The 18,323-nt window shown below is 64.9% G+C and carries 16 protein-coding genes; all 16 read left to right on the top strand.

Annotation, left to right across the window (positions count from 1 at the left end; all coding sequences use genetic code 11):
- Positions 1-35 precede the first annotated feature (35 nt).
- The 16 genes from PCA20602_RS05050 (at position 36) to PCA20602_RS05125 (ending at position 18,310) form a co-directional block, all read left to right on the top strand.
- Complete coding sequence (locus tag PCA20602_RS05050; RefSeq protein ID WP_150720258.1) at positions 36-1,163, top strand: extracellular solute-binding protein; 1,128 nt, start codon at positions 36-38, stop codon at positions 1,161-1,163.
- An 11-nt stretch (positions 1,164-1,174) separates the two neighbouring features.
- Complete coding sequence (locus PCA20602_RS05055; protein ID WP_150720259.1) at positions 1,175-2,095, top strand: ABC transporter permease; 921 nt, start codon at positions 1,175-1,177, stop codon at positions 2,093-2,095.
- Positions 2,073-2,645, top strand: coding sequence for a TIGR00725 family protein (locus PCA20602_RS05060; protein ID WP_246182037.1), 573 nt, complete (start codon positions 2,073-2,075; stop codon positions 2,643-2,645). The genes PCA20602_RS05055 and PCA20602_RS05060 overlap by 23 nt, the downstream gene beginning before the upstream one ends.
- A gap of 96 nt (positions 2,646-2,741) precedes the next feature.
- On the top strand, positions 2,742-3,947 hold the full coding sequence (locus tag PCA20602_RS05065; RefSeq protein WP_150720260.1) for a porin: 1,206 nt from the start codon (positions 2,742-2,744) through the stop codon (positions 3,945-3,947).
- Positions 3,948-4,267: 320 nt separating this feature from the next.
- Positions 4,268-5,023, top strand: a complete 756-nt coding sequence (gene hutC / locus PCA20602_RS05070) for a histidine utilization transcriptional repressor HutC (RefSeq protein WP_069342995.1) — start codon at positions 4,268-4,270, stop codon at positions 5,021-5,023.
- Between the two features lie 173 nt (positions 5,024-5,196).
- On the top strand, positions 5,197-6,876 hold the full coding sequence (hutU, locus tag PCA20602_RS05075) for a urocanate hydratase (protein WP_150720261.1): 1,680 nt from the start codon (positions 5,197-5,199) through the stop codon (positions 6,874-6,876).
- 82 nt (positions 6,877-6,958) lie between these two features.
- Positions 6,959-8,491 carry a histidine ammonia-lyase gene (gene hutH / locus PCA20602_RS05080; protein WP_150720262.1) on the top strand — a complete coding sequence of 511 codons (1,533 nt, stop codon included), beginning with the start codon at positions 6,959-6,961 and terminating at the stop codon, positions 8,489-8,491.
- Between the two features lie 197 nt (positions 8,492-8,688).
- A complete protein-coding gene (locus PCA20602_RS05085; RefSeq protein ID WP_150720263.1) occupies positions 8,689-10,068 on the top strand; it encodes an amino acid permease in 1,380 nt (459 codons plus the stop codon).
- Positions 10,069-10,075: 7 nt separating this feature from the next.
- Positions 10,076-11,293: an imidazolonepropionase gene (hutI, locus tag PCA20602_RS05090; protein ID WP_069342947.1), complete on the top strand. Its 1,218-nt coding sequence runs from the start codon at positions 10,076-10,078 to the stop codon at positions 11,291-11,293.
- Between the two features lie 23 nt (positions 11,294-11,316).
- Entirely contained in the window at positions 11,317-12,288 is a 972-nt protein-coding gene (hutG, locus tag PCA20602_RS05095) for a formimidoylglutamase (protein WP_150720264.1), read from the top strand.
- 432 nt (positions 12,289-12,720) lie between these two features.
- Entirely contained in the window at positions 12,721-13,683 is a 963-nt protein-coding gene (locus PCA20602_RS05100) for a LysR family transcriptional regulator (RefSeq protein ID WP_150720265.1), read from the top strand.
- Between the two features lie 103 nt (positions 13,684-13,786).
- On the top strand, positions 13,787-14,791 hold the full coding sequence (locus tag PCA20602_RS05105) for an ABC transporter substrate-binding protein (RefSeq protein ID WP_150720266.1): 1,005 nt from the start codon (positions 13,787-13,789) through the stop codon (positions 14,789-14,791).
- A gap of 58 nt (positions 14,792-14,849) precedes the next feature.
- Positions 14,850-15,617 carry an ABC transporter permease gene (locus tag PCA20602_RS05110; protein WP_069342951.1) on the top strand — a complete coding sequence of 256 codons (768 nt, stop codon included), beginning with the start codon at positions 14,850-14,852 and terminating at the stop codon, positions 15,615-15,617.
- 80 nt (positions 15,618-15,697) lie between these two features.
- Positions 15,698-16,465: an ABC transporter ATP-binding protein gene (locus PCA20602_RS05115; RefSeq protein ID WP_069342996.1), complete on the top strand. Its 768-nt coding sequence runs from the start codon at positions 15,698-15,700 to the stop codon at positions 16,463-16,465.
- Positions 16,466-16,547: 82 nt separating this feature from the next.
- Positions 16,548-17,876, top strand: coding sequence for an NAD(P)/FAD-dependent oxidoreductase (locus PCA20602_RS05120; RefSeq protein WP_150720267.1), 1,329 nt, complete (start codon positions 16,548-16,550; stop codon positions 17,874-17,876).
- Positions 17,877-18,022: 146 nt separating this feature from the next.
- Positions 18,023-18,310, top strand: a complete 288-nt coding sequence (locus PCA20602_RS05125) for a YciI family protein (protein WP_150720268.1) — start codon at positions 18,023-18,025, stop codon at positions 18,308-18,310.
- Positions 18,311-18,323 lie beyond the last annotated feature (13 nt).

Raw genomic sequence — 18,323 nt, forward strand, 5'->3', positions numbered from 1 at the left:
ATTCCTTACCTGATGCCCCACACGGAGCCATGTCGATGATTCACCCCCTTCCTTCCCTGCGCACGCGCGCCCTGCCCGCACTGGCCACGCTCGCGGCATCATTCGCCCTGCTGACGGCTGCGGCCCCCTCGGCCTTTGCGCAAAGCGGCGCACAGGCGACGGCGGCTGCCCCGCTCTACCCGGGCGAAGCCGAGCTGTACGCCAAGGCTGCCGAAGAAGGTCTCGTCGTCTCGTTCGACACCGGGCCGGAGTGGGCAAACTGGAAGGCGCTGTTCGCCGAGTTCCGCAAGCGCTATCCGAAGGTCGAAATCACGTATAACGACATCGGCTCGGCTGCGACCGTCACTGCGCTCGACAAGTCGCGTCGCCGCCCGCAGGCCGACACGGCCTACTACTTCGCAGGCTCGGCACTCGACGCCGTGCAAAAGGATGTCGTCGCTCCGTTCAAACCGATCAACTTCGACACGCTGCCGAAGGTCTTCCGCGACAACGACGGCCGCTGGTTCACGATCCACTCGCTCAACATCGCGTTCCTCGTGAACACGAAGCTGGTCAAGCACGTGCCGCAGTCGTGGGCCGATCTGCTCAAGCCCGAGTACAAGAACGCCGTGGTGTATCTGGACCCGCGCTCGACCGGCCAGGGACAGGTCGCCGTGTTCGCCGCCGCATATGCTTTCGGCGGCAACGTCGACAACCCGAAGCCGGGTGCGGACTTCTTCGGCAAGCTGCGCGACGCCGGCAACGTGATGCGTGTCGAAGGCACGACGCCGTACGCCAAGTTCGTCAAGGGTGAGATTCCGATTCTCATCGGCTACGAGAACGACGGTCTGAAAGCCAAGTACACCGACGGCATGGGCGACGCCGCGCAAGTCGTGATTCCGAAGGAAGCCACGGTGTCGGCGCCGTATGCGATCAGTCTGGTCAAGAACGGCCCGAATCCGGAAGCCGCCAAGCTGTGGCTCAACCTCATCATGAGCCCGGTCGGTCAGTCGCTGTTCGCCCAAGGCTATGTGCGCCCCGCGGTGCCGGGCACGCCGTTCACGGCGGAAATGCGCGCCCGCATGCCGGATGCCCCGCAGGTCCACCCGCTCGACGTCGCCCGCGCTGCCGCGCAGAAGGCGGAAGTCGACCGTCTGTGGTCGGCCGCCGCGCTCGCCAAGTGAGTTCGCGCAACATGACATCAGCGCGCACCGTCGGGACCGCAGAGACCGCCGGGACCCTCGCGTCCGGAGAGCCTCATCGGCCCCAGCCGCACGCCGGCCTGCCGCGTGGCAAGGACACGCCGCGCGGCTGGGTGCGCCGCTTCGGCGGCCTGCCCGCCGCCGTGCTGCTCGTGCTCGGCTTCGGCTTGCCGCTCGCGGCGCTGGTCGTGGCGGCCTTCGAGGGACATGGCGCGGCGTTCTCGGCCATTGCGCTCGATCCGCTGGTACGCGACGCCCTCGTCAACTCGATGGGTCTCGCCATCGGCGCGGGCACCGTCTCGCTGATCGTCGGTGCGTTGCTCGCCGTCACGTTGGCGCGTCAAACGCCGCGCCGCCGACGCCTCTGGCTCGCGGCGATGGGCGTGCCGCTCGCCTTCTCGGGTCTGGTCATCGCCTACGGCTTCATTCTGGCGTTCGGCCGTTCGGGGTTCGTCACGATGACGCTCGCCTCGCTCGGCGCAGACCCGGTGCGTTTCGGCGCGCTGATCTACACCGCACCGGGGCTCGTCGCCGCGTACGCGTACTACCTGATCCCGCGGGTGGCGTTGATGGTCTATCCCGCCGTCGCCAATCTGGATCGTCGCCCCATCGAAGCCGCGCTCACGCTGGGGGCGACACCGCTGCGCGCGATCATCGACGTGGCGTTGCGCGAACTGTGGCCGACGCTCGCCGCCGCGTGGTGCCTGGTCACCTCAATTGCCCTCGGCACCTACGGCACGGCGCTCGCGCTGGCCGGTACGCAAATCAACATCCTGCCGTTGCTCATGTTCCTGAAGATGTCGGACGGGCAAACGAATTTCCCTCAAGCTGCCGCGCTGTCCCTCGTCTTGATGGCCGTGTGCAGCGGTGTGCTCGCTCTCGGAGAGTGTCTTGTACGGCGTCATCCTCAATGAGTGGTCGGCTGCGGCCCGCCACGCCCTCGATCAACTGGCCGCCCGGCAGGCGGGCCCGTCGCGTCACGTGACACCCGTAGGCCTCATCGGTCCGCGCGAAGCCACGCCCGCGCAACTCTACGCCGCGCAGTGCATCGGCGAAGCGCTGGCAGCCGCCGGTGTCGCATTGGTGTGCGGCGGCAAGGGGGGTGTCATGGAAGCCGCCTCCGCCGGCGCGTCCGCAGCCGGTGGCATCGTGATCGGCCTGCTGCCCGAGGATCACGCCAGCGACGCCAACCCGCATCTGAGCGTGGCCCTGCCGACCGGGCTCGGCATCACGCGCAACGCCCTGATCGCCCGTGCGTCCATCTGCCTTGTCGCCGTAGGCGGCGGGCTCGGCACGCTCTCGGAGATCGCGCTGGGGCTTCAGTGGCGCAAGCCGGTTTTCACCGTCCTCGATGCACCGGCCGTGCCGGGCACCGAGAGCTTCGACGATATCGACGCCCTGATCGTGGCCGTGGCCACGTGGTTGAGCGTCACCGGACTGCCCGGAGGTGACACCCCCGGGTAAGTAACGCCGGCAGTTCAAGACAACCGACCCACACCGGGGAACTGCCGGCGCGTTTTCGTGATGTTCCTGCAATATAAATTTAGGACCACTAATATTATGAAACGTATTCTTCTCGCTGCACTCGGCCTCGGCGGTATGGCCGGCATCATGGCTCCCGTCTACGCCCAAAGCAGCGTGACCCTGTACGGTATCGTCGATGCCGGCGTGGGTTATGCCAGCGGTCAGCGCACGGCCAACTCCAAGGGTGGCGTGGGCGCACCGATCAACTACACCAACGGTTCGGTCTGGGGCTTCGCCAGTGGCACCTGGTCGGGCGATCGCTGGGGTCTGAAGGGTTCGGAAGATCTGGGCGGCGGCAACTCGGCCATCTTCCAGGTGGAAAACGGCTTCAACATCGGTAACGGCACGATGGGCCAGGGCAGCCGTCTGTTCGGTCGCCAATCGTGGGTGGGTCTGCAAAGCGCTACGCTCGGCAAGCTCACGCTGGGTCGTCAGTACGATCCGATCGTCGACTTCGTGGGCCCGATCAGCGCCGGTACGTTCGTGACCGGCATGGGCGCGCACCCGGGCGACATCGACCAGCAGGATAACCAGTCGCGCGTGAACAACTCGGTGAAGTGGACCAGCCCGACGTACGGCGGCTTCCAGTTCGGCGCGATCTACGGCTTCGGCGGTCAGCCGGGTAGCGTGAAGAACCAGAACACCTGGGGTTTCGGCGGTTCGTACGCCAGCGGCCCGGTCGCTTTCGGCGTCGGTTACCTGCAAGCCCAGAACTCGTACAGCGCATCGGGCACGTGGACCGGTTCGTACGACGGTACGTTCGCGTCGTCGATCAACGAAGGCTTCGCCTCGGCCGCCAGCCAGCGCATCATCTCGGCCGCCGGTAGCTACACCTTCGGCGCCACGCAGGTCGGTATCCAGTACGGCAACGTGCAGTACACGCCGGGCGCGCTGTCGACGTTCGCGAGCACCTTCACGTTCAACACGATCGGCGCGACCGTGGCGTATCAGGTCACCCCGGCCCTGCGTCTGGCCGGCGCGTACAACTACACGCAAGGCAGCGACGTGAAGGGTTCGGGCGGTCCGAAGTACCACACGGTGAACTTCGCGTCGTACTACGCACTGTCGAAGCGCACGTCGCTGTACGGTCTGGTCGGTTATCAGAAGGCGTCGGGCAGCACGCTCGACACGTTCGGCAATGTTGTCTCGGCGACGGCTTCGGTCGGCGACGTGGGCAACGGCATCTCCTCCGCCACGGCGACGCAGACGTTCGTGCGCGTGGGTGTCCGTCAGACGTTCTAAGCGTCTGAACGGATTGCAGTCGTAGCACCGTTGTACGGGTAGGGTCACGTTGGACTGTCCCCCGCCGCCCCACGGCGGGGGACTTGAGTCTCACCTCGGGGACTTCGCGAGAACCGGATCGGCACGCATCGTTGTGGACATGGTGTGGCGTTGCATGACGGACCGGCTCACCCTTGGGCACGCTTTCGCACACCCCTCGCACGGCCTTGCCTCAAGCCGTGCTGTGCGCCGGCGTGCCGCTTTTTTTCTCGTCTCCGGCAGACGATTGGCTTATCCTTCAGGCTTTCCACCGCACACTCGTGACCGGAGAGGCCAGCAAGGTGCCACGTCAAACCGCCCAGCCGACTGTCGAAACGCTCGCCGAACAGGGGCCCGCGCCCCGCTACTTGCAGCTCAAGCAGTTCATCTGCCGTCAGATCGACACCGGCGCCTGGCCGCCGCACCACCGCGTGCCGTCGGAAAATGAGCTCGTCGAGCAGTCCGGCGTGAGTCGCATGACGGTCAACCGTGCGCTGCGCGAACTCACGGCCGAAGGCCGGCTCGTGCGTATGCAGGGCGTCGGCACGTTCGTGGCCGAGCCGAAGTCGCACTCGCCGCTGCTCGCCGTGAACAATATCGCCGACGAGATCTCCGAGCACGGGCATCGCCATCGTGCCGAAGTGAAGCTGCTGCGCGAAGAACTGGCCGGCCCCGAGCGGGCGCTCTCGATGGGGTTACAGGAGCGCGAGAAGCTGTTCCATTCGGTGATCGTCCATTATCAGGACAACATCCCGGTGCAGATCGAAGACCGCTTCGTCAATCCGGCACTCGCGCCGAACTACCTCGAACAGGACTTCACCAAGCGCACGCCCAACGCCTATCTTCAGCGCACCTCGCCGCTCACGTCGGGCGAACACGTCGTGGAGGCCGTGACGGCCACCCCGGACGAAGCGCAGATGCTGCAAATTCAGCGCACCGAGCCATGCCTGCTGATTCGTCGGCGCACATGGTCGGGCAAACGGGTCGTCTCGGTCGCCCGTCTGCTGCATCCCGGTTCGCGTCACCGCCTCGAAGGCCGCTTCGGCGACGCCGAGTGATCGCCGGTCCGCGCGGCTCGCACTGCTGAGCCAGCCGCGCATTCTTCCGTTAGCGCCACAAACCTTCCCCGTCATCGCTGTCACCCGCCGGGTTCGTGAAAACCCTAGTTCACGATTAGTTGTATATACAATACTGTACAAGCCATCATCCGCTCAGAACCAAGGGAATCACTGTGAGCCAATTCACCCGATATCGCGACGTCACCATCCGCGCCCCGCGCGGCACGCAGCTCAATGCCAAAAGCTGGTTGACCGAAGCGCCGCTGCGCATGCTGATGAACAACCTCGACCCGGACGTCGCCGAGAATCCGAACGCGCTCGTGGTCTACGGCGGCATCGGACGCGCCGCGCGCAACTGGGAATGCTTCGACAAGATCGTCGAAACCCTCAAGACGCTGGACGACGACGAAACGCTGCTCGTCCAGTCGGGCAAGCCGGTCGGCGTGTTCAAGACCCACGCCGACGCCCCGCGCGTGCTCATCGCCAATTCGAACCTCGTGCCGCACTGGGCCACGTGGGAACACTTCAACGAACTCGACGCCAAGGGTCTGGCCATGTACGGCCAGATGACCGCCGGTTCGTGGATCTACATCGGCAGTCAGGGCATCGTGCAAGGCACCTACGAGACGTTCGTGGAAGCCGGCCGTCAACACTACGGCGGCAACCTGAAGGGACGCTGGGTGCTCACCGCCGGACTGGGCGGCATGGGCGGCGCGCAGCCGCTGGCCGCCACGCTGGCCGGCGCTTGCTCGCTGAACATCGAATGCCAGCAGACGAGCATCGACTTCCGTCTGCGCACGCGCTACGTCGACGAGCAGGCCAAGGATCTCGACGACGCGCTGGCCCGCATCGCCAAATACACCGCCGACGGTCAGGCCGTCTCCATCGCGCTGTGCGGCAACGCCGCCGAGATTCTGCCGGAGCTGGTGCGTCGCGGCGTGCGTCCGGACATGGTCACCGACCAGACCAGCGCGCACGATCCGCTCAACGGCTATCTGCCGATCGGCTGGACGTGGGACGAATACCGCGAGCGCGCCCGCTCGAAGCCCGCCGAAGTCGTGAAGGCCGCCAAGCAATCGATGGCCGTGCACGTAAAAGCCATGCTGGACTTCAAGGCGATGGGCGTGCCGACGTTCGACTACGGCAACAACATCCGCCAGATGGCCAAGGAAGAAGGCGTGCAGAACGCGTTCGACTTCCCCGGCTTCGTGCCCGCGTATATTCGCCCGCTGTTCTGCCGTGGCGTGGGTCCGTTCCGCTGGGCCGCGCTCTCGGGCGATCCGCAAGACATTTACAAGACCGACGCCAAGGTCAAGGAACTGATCCCGGACGACGCGCATCTGCATCGCTGGCTCGACATGGCACGTGAGCGCATCAGCTTCCAGGGGCTGCCGGCGCGCATCTGCTGGGTCGGCCTCGGCCTGCGGGCAAAGCTCGGACTGGCGTTCAACGAAATGGTACGCTCGGGAGAACTCTCGGCGCCGGTCGTGATCGGCCGCGACCATCTGGACTCCGGCTCGGTCGCCAGCCCCAATCGCGAAACGGAAGCCATGCGCGACGGCTCGGACGCCGTCTCCGACTGGCCGCTGCTCAATGCGCTGCTCAATACCGCCAGCGGCGCGACGTGGGTGTCGCTGCATCACGGCGGCGGCGTCGGCATGGGCTTCTCGCAACACTCCGGCGTGGTGATCGTGTGCGACGGCACCGATGCCGCTGCGGCGCGTATCGCCCGCGTGCTGAACAACGATCCGGCCACGGGTGTGATGCGTCACGCCGACGCCGGCTACGACATCGCTGTCGACTGCGCCCGTGAGCACGGCCTGAACCTGCCGATGCTGAACACGGCGAAGTAATCCCGTCGGGCATCGCCACCCAATTCAGAAGCAAAACAAAGACAAGACACCCCCGACTATGTCGAATCAAGGAATTCCGTCCATGGCACAACTGTTCGTGACGCCCGGCGCCCTCACCCTGGCCCAACTTCGCGACGTCTATCAGCACCCGACCACTCTCACGCTCGACGAGAAGGCTTATGCGGCCATCGACAAGAGCGTGGCCTGCGTCGAAGGGATCGTGGCCGAAGGCCGCACCGCCTATGGCATCAACACCGGCTTCGGTCTGCTCGCCTCGACGCGCATCGCTCACGAAGACCTCGAAAACCTGCAACGCTCGCTGGTACTGTCGCACGCCGCCGGGGTGGGTGCGCCGCTCGACGACGCCCTCGTGCGTCTGATCATGGTGCTCAAGATCAACAGCCTGGCGCGCGGGTTCTCGGGCATTCGCCGCAAGGTCATCGACGCCCTCGTCACGCTGGTCAACGCCGAGGTCTACCCGCGCATCCCCCTGAAGGGCTCGGTCGGCGCATCGGGGGACCTCGCCCCGCTCGCCCACATGTCGCTGCTGTTGCTGGGCGAAGGTCAGGCGCGCTATCGCGGTCAATGGATGAACGCCCGCGAAGCGCTGGCGGTCGCCGGTCTCGAACCGCTGACCCTTGCCGCCAAGGAAGGGCTGGCACTGCTGAACGGCACGCAAGTCTCGACGGCTTACGCACTGCGCGGTCTGTTCGAAGCGGAAGACATGTATGCCGCCGCCAGCGTGTGCGGCGCGATGACGGTCGAGGCGATGCTCGGTTCGCGCGCGCCTTTCGACGCGCGCATCCACGCGGCACGCGGTCAGCGCGGTCAGATCGACGCCGCAGCCGTCTTCCGTCATCTGCTGGGCGAGACGAGCGAAGTGGGCCAGTCGCATGCGAACTGCGAGAAGGTGCAGGACCCGTATTCGCTGCGTTGCCAGCCGCAGGTCATGGGCGCCTGCCTCACGCAGATCCGTCAGGCGGCCGAGGTGCTCGCCGTCGAAGCCAATGCCGTGTCGGACAATCCGCTCGTCTTCTGGGAACAGGGCGACGTGATCTCCGGCGGCAACTTCCACGCTGAACCGGTCGCGATGGCGGCCGACAATCTCGCGCTGGCGCTGGCGGAAATCGGCGCGCTGAGCGAGCGTCGCATCTCCCTGATGATGGACAAGCACATGTCGCAATTGCCCGCGTTTCTGGTGGCCAACGGCGGCGTGAACTCCGGTTTCATGATTGCGCAAGTGACGGCCGCCGCCCTCGCGTCCGACAATAAAGCCTTGGCACATCCGGCCAGCGTTGATAGTCTCCCGACCTCGGCCAACCAGGAAGACCACGTCTCGATGGCCCCGAACGCCGGTAAGCGGCTTTGGGAGATGGCCGATAACGTCAAGGGCATCATCGCGATCGAATGGCTGAGCGCCGCTCAGGGCCTGGATTTCCGCGAAGGTGTGAAGTCCACCCCGGCCCTCGAACGCGCACGCGCCCTGCTGCGCCAATCGGTTCCGTTCTACGATAAGGATCGCTATTTCGCCCCGGACATCGAGGGGGCGAGCGAACTCATTGCACAACGACAACTGAGCGCACTCGTGCCCGCCGGTACGTTGCCGAGCCTCTGAGTCGCCGAGCCAGTCGTTTGATTCCCGCCCTGCCGGGGCGAAACGAACAGTGATTCGCGCTCCGGCGTTGTGGCGTACCGGGTTGCCCCCTCGTATGCCGGCCCTTTCAGTTCGCTGACGGGGCCGGTCGACGTACCACCCGATTTCCCTTGCCGCCCGTGTCTGCGGGCCGGCCTACTAGGTCTTCAGGAGACAGCTTGAAAAACCTGCAACGCAATCTGAGCGCGCGGCACATCCGCTTTCTGGCGCTGGGCTCTGCCATCGGCACCGGTCTGTTCTATGGGTCGGCTTCGGCCATCCAGCTCGCCGGTCCGGCCGTCATTCTGGCGTACATCCTCGGCGGCGCAGCCGTCTATATGGTGATGCGCGCCCTTGGAGAGATGGCCGTGCGTCAGCCGGTAACCGGATCGTTCGGGCGCTACGCCCGTGACAACCTCGGGCCGCTGGCGGGATTCCTCACGGGCTGGACTTACATTCTCGAGATGGTCATCGTCTGTCTGGCGGACGTGACGGCGTTCGGCATCTACATGGGGTTCTGGTTCCCGGACGTTCCCCAATGGATCTGGGTGCTCGGCATCGTGATGCTGATCTGCGGCCTGAATCTGTGCAACGTGAAGGTCTACGGCGAGATGGAGTTCTGGCTGGCGCTGGTCAAGATTCTCGCCATCGTCGCCATGATCGTCGGTGGCGGCGTAATTCTTCTGACCGGCGTGCAGATGCACAGCGAACATGCCCCGGCAGTGAGCAATCTGTGGGCGCACGGCGGCTTCCTGCCGAATGGCTGGGGCGGACTGGTGGCGTCGCTCGCGGTTGTGATGTTCGCGTATGGCGGCATCGAGATCATCGGCATCACGGGCGGCGAAGCGAAGAATCCCGAGACCGTGATTCCGCGCGCGATCAACGCTGTGCCGGCCCGCATTCTGCTGTTCTACGTGCTGACGATGTGCGTGCTCATGGCGATCTTCCCGTGGACCGGTATCGGCAGTCAGGGCAGCCCGTTCGTGCAGATCTTCTCGGGACTCGGTATCAAGTCGGCGGCGGCGATTCTCAACGTGATCGTGATTTCCGCGGCCATCTCGGCCATCAACAGCAACATCTTCGGCGCGGGCCGCATGATGTTCGGCATGGCCGAACATGGTCAGGCGCCGGCGATCTTCTCGGCGACGTCGCGTCACGGGGTGCCGTGGGTCACGGTGCTGGTGATGACGGCCGCGCTGCTCGGCGGCGTGGTGCTCAATTACCTGATCCCGGAAGGCGTGTTCCTCATCATCGCGTCGATTGCGACGTTCGCCACGGTCTGGGTGTGGCTGATGATTCTGCTCTCGCAGGTCGCGATGCGTCGCCGTCTGTCGGCCGCGGAAGTCGCTGCGCTGAAGTTCAAGGTGCCGCTGTGGCCTGTCGCACCGGCACTGGCCATCGCCTTTATGGTGTTCGTGATCGGGGTGCTCGGCTATACGGAAGACACGCGCGTCGCGCTCTATGTCGGCGCCGGCTGGATCGCACTGATGTCGGCGGCGTATCAATTCGGCGTCAAACCCAAGGAAGCGCAACTGCGCAACCAAATGCGTCTGGAATAAGACCCACATGAAACGTACCTACTGGAAGCACTGCCACGTTGCGACCCTGCGCGACGGCCGCTACAACACCATCGAAGACGCCGTGATCGTCACGCACGGCAAGCAGATCGAATGGGTCGGCCCGCGCGGCGAGCGCCCGGCTTCCGGCGCGGATGAATGCATCGATCTGAACGGGGCCTGGGTCACACCCGGTCTGATCGATTGCCATACGCACCTGGTGTTCGGCGGCAACCGCAGTCTGGAGTTCGAGCAACGCCTGCAAGGCGTGAGTTACGCCGAGATCTCGGCAGCGGGGGGCGGCATCAAGCACACGGTGCGGCACACCCGCGATGCGACCGAAGACGCCCTCTTCGCCTCGGCCCGCAAGCGTCTGCTCGCCTTGATGCGCGACGGGGTGACCACCGTCGAGATCAAGTCCGGCTACGGGCTCGATCTGAACAGCGAGCGCAAGATGCTGCGCGTGGCGCGCCGGCTCGGGGAAGCCCTGCCGGTGACCGTAAAGACGACGTGTCTGGCGGCGCACACCGTGCCGTCCGAATTCGCGGGCAAGGCCGACGAGTATGTGAACTACGTCTGCTCGGAGATTCTGCCGACACTGGCCGAGGAACGTCTGGTCGACGCCGTGGATGCCTTCTGCGAGACCATCGCGTTCTCGCCCGCACAGGTCATGCGCGTGCTGCTGCGCGCACAGAAGCTGAAGTTGCCCGTGAAGCTGCACGCCGAACAACTCTCGCCGCTGGGCGGGTCGAGCATGGCAGCAGAGTTGGGGGCGTTATCGGCAGATCACCTCGAGTACATGACGGCCGAGGATGCCGCCGCGATGGGCCGTGCCGGCACGGTCGCGGTGCTGCTGCCCGGGGCGTTCCACATGTTGCAGGAGACGCGGCGTCCGCCGGTGGATCTGCTGCGTCGTCACGGCGTGGATATCGCGGTGGCGTCGGATCTGAACCCGGGGACATCGCCCGCGTTATCGCTGCGTCTGATGCTCAACATGGCCTGCACGCTGTTCGGGCTGACGCCCGAGGAGGCGTTGGCGGGGGTGACGCGCAACGCCGCCAAGGCGCTCGGCATGCTCGACACCCACGGCACGATCGAAGCCGGGAAGACGGCGGATTTCGTTGCCTGGGAGATCGAGCGACCGGCAGAGCTGGCTTACTGGCTGGGCGGTGAGTTGCCTTCGCGCACGGTACGCCACGGCGAGTTGCGTGATCTTGCATCCGTCTGATCCGGCCAACAGGAGATATTTTCATGGTGACTTCATTGAAGCCGGTGTCCGCCACTACGTCGGACGGGCCGGTATGGCAGGGACGCACGGACGCCGGTGAGCGAGGCGACACCCGCCGTCTGTTCAACGTGGTGCGTGAGGTCGATGCGCACGTCGAACGCCCCGAGAGCGGCGCGCCCGTGCTGCTGGGCTTTGCCTGCGATGCAGGCGTGAAGCGTAATCAGGGGCGCGTCGGCGCGTCGGATGGCCCGCAAGCCATTCGTCGCGCGCTGGCGAATCTTCCGGCCCACGACATCGCGTGTTTGTACGACGCGGGCGACGTCACGTGCGAAGGCGATGCGCTCGAAGCCGCGCAACAAGCGCTCGCCGATGCCGTACGCCGTCAGCTCGACGCTGGCGCGAAGCCGGTCGTGCTCGGCGGCGGGCATGAGATCGCGTGGGGAACGTGGCAAGGTCTGCGGGCGCATCTCGACGCACAGGACGACCGCTCCCGCGTATTGATCCTGAATCTCGATGCACACTTCGATCTGCGCACGGCGCGCCCGGGCACGTCGGGCACCCCATTCGACCAGATCGCCCACGCGTGCGAAGCGGCGGGGTTGCCGTTCGATTACGCCTGCCTCGGCGTGAGCCGTCTGAGCAATACGGCATCGTTGTTCGAGCGTGCGGATGCGTTGAACGTCACGTACGTCGAAGACACGGAGATGCAGGACCGGCATCTCGAAGCGCGTCTGGCGCAGATCGATGCGCTGATGGCTGACGTCTCGCACGTCTACCTGACGATCGATCTCGACGTGCTGCCCGCGCCCGTCATGCCGGGTGTCTCGGCACCGGCCGCTTATGGCGTGCCGATGCCGGTCGTCGAAGCCATCGTCACGCACGTGCACCGCTCGGGCAAGCTTCGCGTTGCCGATCTCGCCGAGTACAACCCGCGTTTCGACGCTCAAGGGACCGGGGCGCGTGTGGCAGCGCGTCTCGCTTATCGGTTGCTGTAACACCGGCGACATCATCGGGCCCGAGAGGGAGGTCATACCTTCCGGGGCTTTTCCCGGCCTTGTGCTGCCTGACCCGCCTCCCACGCCAGCAGTCAGACGGACCGAGGCCCCATTCCGCCTCTCAGACATAGACCCAACTCGATTCGGAACGGGGCCTCGGTCCGTCCCTCTCTATCCCCTCAGTTTCTCTTTCCCACTATCTTTACCTTCGCGTCGATTTCATCTGTCGAGACGAACTTCGTTCGCTCGTGCGCGTTTTTTCTCCGAAATTCCCATGGCCTAATACAAAGTATTAGTTTTACTTAACTTCGTTTTGTTTTAGCGCCTTCCATCCCTACAATCGCCAGAAATTCTTATACCGATTCACCGCCGCGCTTCAGGAAAGCCGTTCTCACCCCCCTGATACGCGTGCGCCGGACTGGAGACATGGCGATGAAAAAGCGCGCAGACCTCGACGTCAGATCGTTGCGGATCTTCGAAGCCGTAGCCTCGGCTGGCAGCCTCTCGGGCGCCGCCGAGACGCTCGGCGTCACGCAATCCGCCATCTCGCAAGCCATCGCCCAGATCGAACAAACGGTCGGCACACGTGTGCTCGACCGCTCGCGCCGCCCGCTCAAGCTCACCCCGGCCGGACTCGCGCTCTCGCGTCACGCCCGCCAGATCGTGGACGACATGGACCGGCTCATCGCTCAGGTGCAAGATGCCGACGTCGCCAGCCGCGCCGCCGTGAGGGTCGGCATGATCGATTCGTTCGCAGCAACGGTCGGGCCGTCCATCGTGCGGCAGATGTCCGGGAGCACCAGCGAACTGCTGCTCTGGTCAGGCCTCGCCAACGGCCATGCGCAGGCCCTGCTCGCCCGTCAGCTGGACCTGATCGTCACGAGCGACCCCATGCACGACATGGAGCGTCTGGTGCGCCGTCCGATTTTCACGGAGCCGTTCATCGTCGTGGTGCCGAAGTCTCGCGAGGCCGATCTCGCGCAGGCCGACCTGAGCGAACTGATCCGCTCGATGCCACTGATTCGCTTCTCGGGACGCTCTCACTTCGGCGCCGTGATCGAGCGCCATTTGCGCCGCACCGGTCACTCGCCACGCATGCACCTCGAAATCGACACGTCGGACGTTGTGATGTCGATGGTCGCCGCCGAGGTCGGATTCACGATCGCTACGCCGCTCTGCCTCTTGCAGGGCCGCGCATCGCTGCCCCAGGTCGCCGCGCTGCCCCTGCCCGGCCCCGCGCTCTCGCGCACGATCTACCAGGTCTCGCGTGAAGGCGAGGTCTCCGAGATGGCGTCGCAATGCTTTCTGGCCGGTCGCCTCGCACTTGCGCAGGAGGCCTTCCCGGACCTACGCCGCGTGATGCCCTGGCTGGGCGAGCGCCTGGCGTTGTGCTGATCCACCGCCCGCGGCGCCGGGCCAGATGACCTTCACCTGAAGCGCGCCCATCGTGCAAATCGAGTATTCAACGCGAATAACACAGCCTAAAAAGGAGACACGCATGAACCTTTCACGACGCAAATTCCTCCATACCAGCGCCGCCCTGTCGGCAGCCGCCGCCGCAGGAGGCATGACGCTGCCGGGCATGGCCCGCGCGGCAGAAGCCACCACCGTCCAGTACGGCGGCTCGGCATGGCTCGGTCACTATCCGGCCTATCTCGCCATGAAGTCGGGCGCCCTTGCCGCCGCCGGCATCGACCAGCAATGGCAGGCGTTCGGCACGTCGTCGGCCCGCATGAGCGCTGTGCTCTCAGGCGGCATCGACATCGCCTGCACCGGCATCGTGTCGGCCCTCGCGCTGATGGCTCGCGGCTCGAAGCACTTCTCCATCGTGGCGGTGCCCGAGAGTTTCGGGAAGGTGGAAGGCCTGTTCGTGCGTGACGGCGTGAACTCGCTGCAAGACCTCAAGGGCAAGAAGCTCGGTGTGACGTTCGCGTCGAGCGCGCATTTGCTGGTGCTGGATCTGCTGGGTAGCGCCGGACTCTCCAACGATGTGACGGTGCTCAACGTCCCCGCCCCCGAAATTCCGGGCGCGATCCAGTCGGGTCAGATCGACGCCGCCGCAGCCTGGACGCCGCAGTTCAACCGCATTCGCGCCATGACGGGCATGAAGCTGCTGGCCGACGACACGCAGTTCTCGCTCTACAAGAAGTACAACGTGACCCCGGGTCCGGACGTGCTGATCGTGCGCAACGCGTGGGCCGAGAAGAATGGCGACGCCGTGCGCAAGTACCTGAAGGTGTATTTCGATGCCTGCCAGACACTGCGCGACAAGCCCGACGACGCCGCCCGCTCGCTGATCGGCCTGACCGGCATGTCGGCGCTCGACCAGATCGAGACGATCAAGGGCGCCGAATGGTACAGCCTCGCGCAACAGACGCAACTGCTCAAGTCGCCGGGCAGCTACGTCGACGGTCTGCAACGACTGGCCGAAATGCTCGTGACCTACAAGCAGATCGACAAGGCGCCTGCGGTGCGTCAGTGGATCAACACGTCGTATCTGTAAGCATTCGCGCGCCGGTGCGCTGGCATGGCGTACCGGCAAACGCCTGAGGAGTCTGATTGTGAATCATCGTCAACCGTCCCGCGCCACGTTGCTGGGTGTGGGGTTTGCGTCCGTAGTCGTGTTCCTGCTGGCATGGGAAGCGGCCTGCCGCACCGGGATCGTCGATCCCCTGTTCCTGCCGCCGCCGTCGGCCGTCGCGGAACGCATCGTCGCCATGATGGCCGACGGCTCGCTGCTCTCGAACGTGCTGGCGTCCACCCGGCGGGTGATGACGGGCTTCATCGCAGCCACTGTCGTTGCCATTCCGCTCGGCATCGTGCTGGGTACGTCGAGCTACGCGCGCGCCGCGTTCGACCCGATCCTGTCGTTCCTGCGACCGCTGCCGTCGATGAGCTGGATTCCGCTCTCCCTGCTGTGGTTCGGCATCTCCGAGACGCAGAAGTACAGCATCGTGTTCATGGGCACGTTCGCCCCTGCGCTGGTCTATGTGATCGAAGCCACGCGTAACGTCGACCCGCTGCTGATCCGCGCCGCGAAGAATCTGGGCGCGAGCAACTGGCAGGTGATGCGTGAGGTGATTCTGCCCGCGAGCCTGCCGCAGATCCTCTCCGGTCTGAAGATCATTCTGGGGCTGTCGTGGACATGCGTGATCTCGGCCGAACTGGTCGCCGCCCGCGAAGGACTCGGCTTTCTCATCATGAACGGCAAGGAGTTCTTCCAGACGGAAGTCGTCGTGCTCGGCATGGTGATGATCAGCGTCACGGTGCTGGTGACGGATATCGTATTTCGCGCCATCGAGCGCAAGGTGTTGAGGTGGCAAGCATGAACGATCGTATCGATTCCCAGGCCGGTGCACAGACCTCTCAGGCGGCATCGGGCGGCACGTCCAGAGGCGAGTCGGACACGATGATCGCCATCGACGGCGTGTCGAAGCGTTACGGCGACTTCCAGGCCCTTGAGCGCGTGGACATGAACATCGCACGCGGCGAATTCGTGGTGCTGCTCGGCGCGTCCGGATGCGGCAAGTCGACGCTGCTCAACCTGATCACCGGTTTCGACGCGCCGACCACTGGCCAGATCCGCGTAAATGGCCGCGAGGTCAAAGGCATCGACCCGCATTGCGGCATGGTGTTCCAGCAGTACGCGTTGTTCCCCTGGCTGAGCGTGCTCGATAACGTCGCCTTTGGTCTGAAGATGAAAGGGATCGACAAGGCCACGCGCTACGCCACGGCACGCCGCTATATCGAGATGGTCGGCCTGAAGGGCTTCGAAGATCGCTATCCGAAGGCGCTCTCCGGCGGCATGCGTCAGCGCGTGTCGATTGCGCGCGTGCTCGCCAACGATCCGGACGTCATTCTGCTCGACGAGCCGTTTGCTGCGCTCGACGCCATGACGCGTCAGGTGTTGCAGGAAGAATTGCTCCAGATCTATCAGAAGAGCGGCAAGACGATCGTGTTCATCACGCACTCGATCGACGAGGCGCTGATGCTGTCGACGCGCATGGTCATCATGAGCGCGCGGCCGGGTCGCGTGGCCTGCGATCTACCCAATGATCTCCCGATGCCGCGCGACGCACAGGTGCAGCTTTCGCCGCGCTACAACGAACTCAAATCGCAAATCTGGAACACCGTGCAAACCGAAGTGATGCGCAGTCTCGAGAGTCAGGCGGCATAACAACGCGAGACGCCGGACTCCGGCGCCACTGACGACGTCGCTCCCCAAGCCACCTTCGGCAAGCCCCCGCATTTCTATTGTCATGTCCAATCAAGTCACTTCCTCTCACCACGTGCGGGATACGTTCCCCGCTTATCAGGCGGGCGCCGGCTGGAACGCCCTGCTGCCGGCACGCGCGCCGCATACGCAGGCGCCGGCCGGGCACAGCTTCGACGTCATCGTCATCGGTGCGGGCTTCACCGGGCTGGCGGCGGCGCGTCGCGTCGCGGAGCTTCGGCCGGACGCTTCAGTGCTGGTCGTCGACGCCACCACCGTCGGTAACGGTTCCGCCGGGCGCAACTCGGGCTTCCTCATCAACCTGCCGCACAACACCGGCATGGGCGGACACGGTAGCCCGGTCGAGGTCGCGCGCAAGCAGATCCGTCTGTACGACATCGGGCTGAAGTGGCTTCACGAGCTGGTGACGACACACGGCATCGATTGCGGCTGGAATCCCGTCGGCAAATACCACGCGGCCGCAACGCCCGATGGCGAACAACGGCTGCGCGACACACTGGCGCAATATCGCGACTGGGGGGTGACCTACCGCGAACTGTCGCGCGACGCCTTGCGCAGTGAAATCGGCACCGAGTATTACGGGTACGGCTATCACTCCGACAACAATGTCTTCGTGCAACCTGCTGCCCTCGTGCGCGGACTGGCGGACAGTCTGCCGGCGAATGTCCGGTTGTGGGAAAACGAGCCGGTCGTGGCCCTCGAAGGCACCGGGCCATTCACGGTAACGACGGCATCTGCGCAGTTGCGTGCCGGTCAGGTCATCGTGGCGAACAACGGGTTCGCCCGCAAGCTGGGGTTGGCGCGCGATCGCGTCTTCACCATCTACACGTACGCCGCGATGACACCCGCCCTGTCTGCCGACGAACTGGCCAAGCTCGGTCCGGCACGCGAATGGGGCGTGATTCCGGCGAACCGGCTCGGCACCACCTTGCGCAAGACGCTCGGCGGCCGCTTCATCGTGCGCAGTGCATATTCCTACGAGAAGGAGCGCCCGATGGCCGACGTCGACGCGATGCTCACCGACGCTTATCAGCGGCGCTATCCCCAGATGGCATCGCACAAGTTCGAGCATGTCTGGGGCGGTGTGACGGCGCTCACCCGTAACGGGGCACTTTACTTCGGCGAGGTGCGCAAAGGACTGTTCACGTCGCTCGGGTGCAATGGCGCGGGCGTGCTCAAGGGCAGCATGTTCGGCAAGCTGCTCGGCGAGATGGCCTGTGGCCACCATTCGCCCGAGCTGGCCGACGCGCTGGGCTTCGAGCGCCCCACGTGGCTGCCTCCGGAACCGATCCGGCGCGTGGCGATCGTCTCCGCGATCCAGTATCAGAAGCATCGGGCGGGGCTGGAGCGCTGAGGCTGACCGGCGCTTTTGGCATGCATCGGTATTGCTGTCACACGTGATGAAACGCTGGACACCGGCTGTCCAGCGTCAGCCCCGGCGAATTGCTACACTGGCTCCCGAGCGGCATTTGCCGCGTTTTTCCCGATAAAGGCAGCCTGATGTACATCGTCGAACTGACATATCTGCAACCTGTAAGCGCCGTTGACGTCCAGCTCGAAGCGCATCGCGCGTTTCTTTCGACGCAATACGAACGCGAAGTCTTCATTGCGTCCGGCCCGAAGGATCCGCGCGATGGCGGCATCATCATCGTCTCCGGCAAGGTGTCGCGCGAGGAGCTCGACGCGATCATCGCGCAAGACCCGTTCCACATTCACGGGCTCGCCAGTTACCGCGTCATCACCTTCAATCCCGTCAAGTTCCTTCCGCAAGTCGCCGGTCTGCTCTGAGCGGGTAATACGG

This window comes from Pandoraea capi (genome assembly GCF_902459735.1).
GTDB lineage: Bacteria > Pseudomonadota > Gammaproteobacteria > Burkholderiales > Burkholderiaceae > Pandoraea > Pandoraea capi.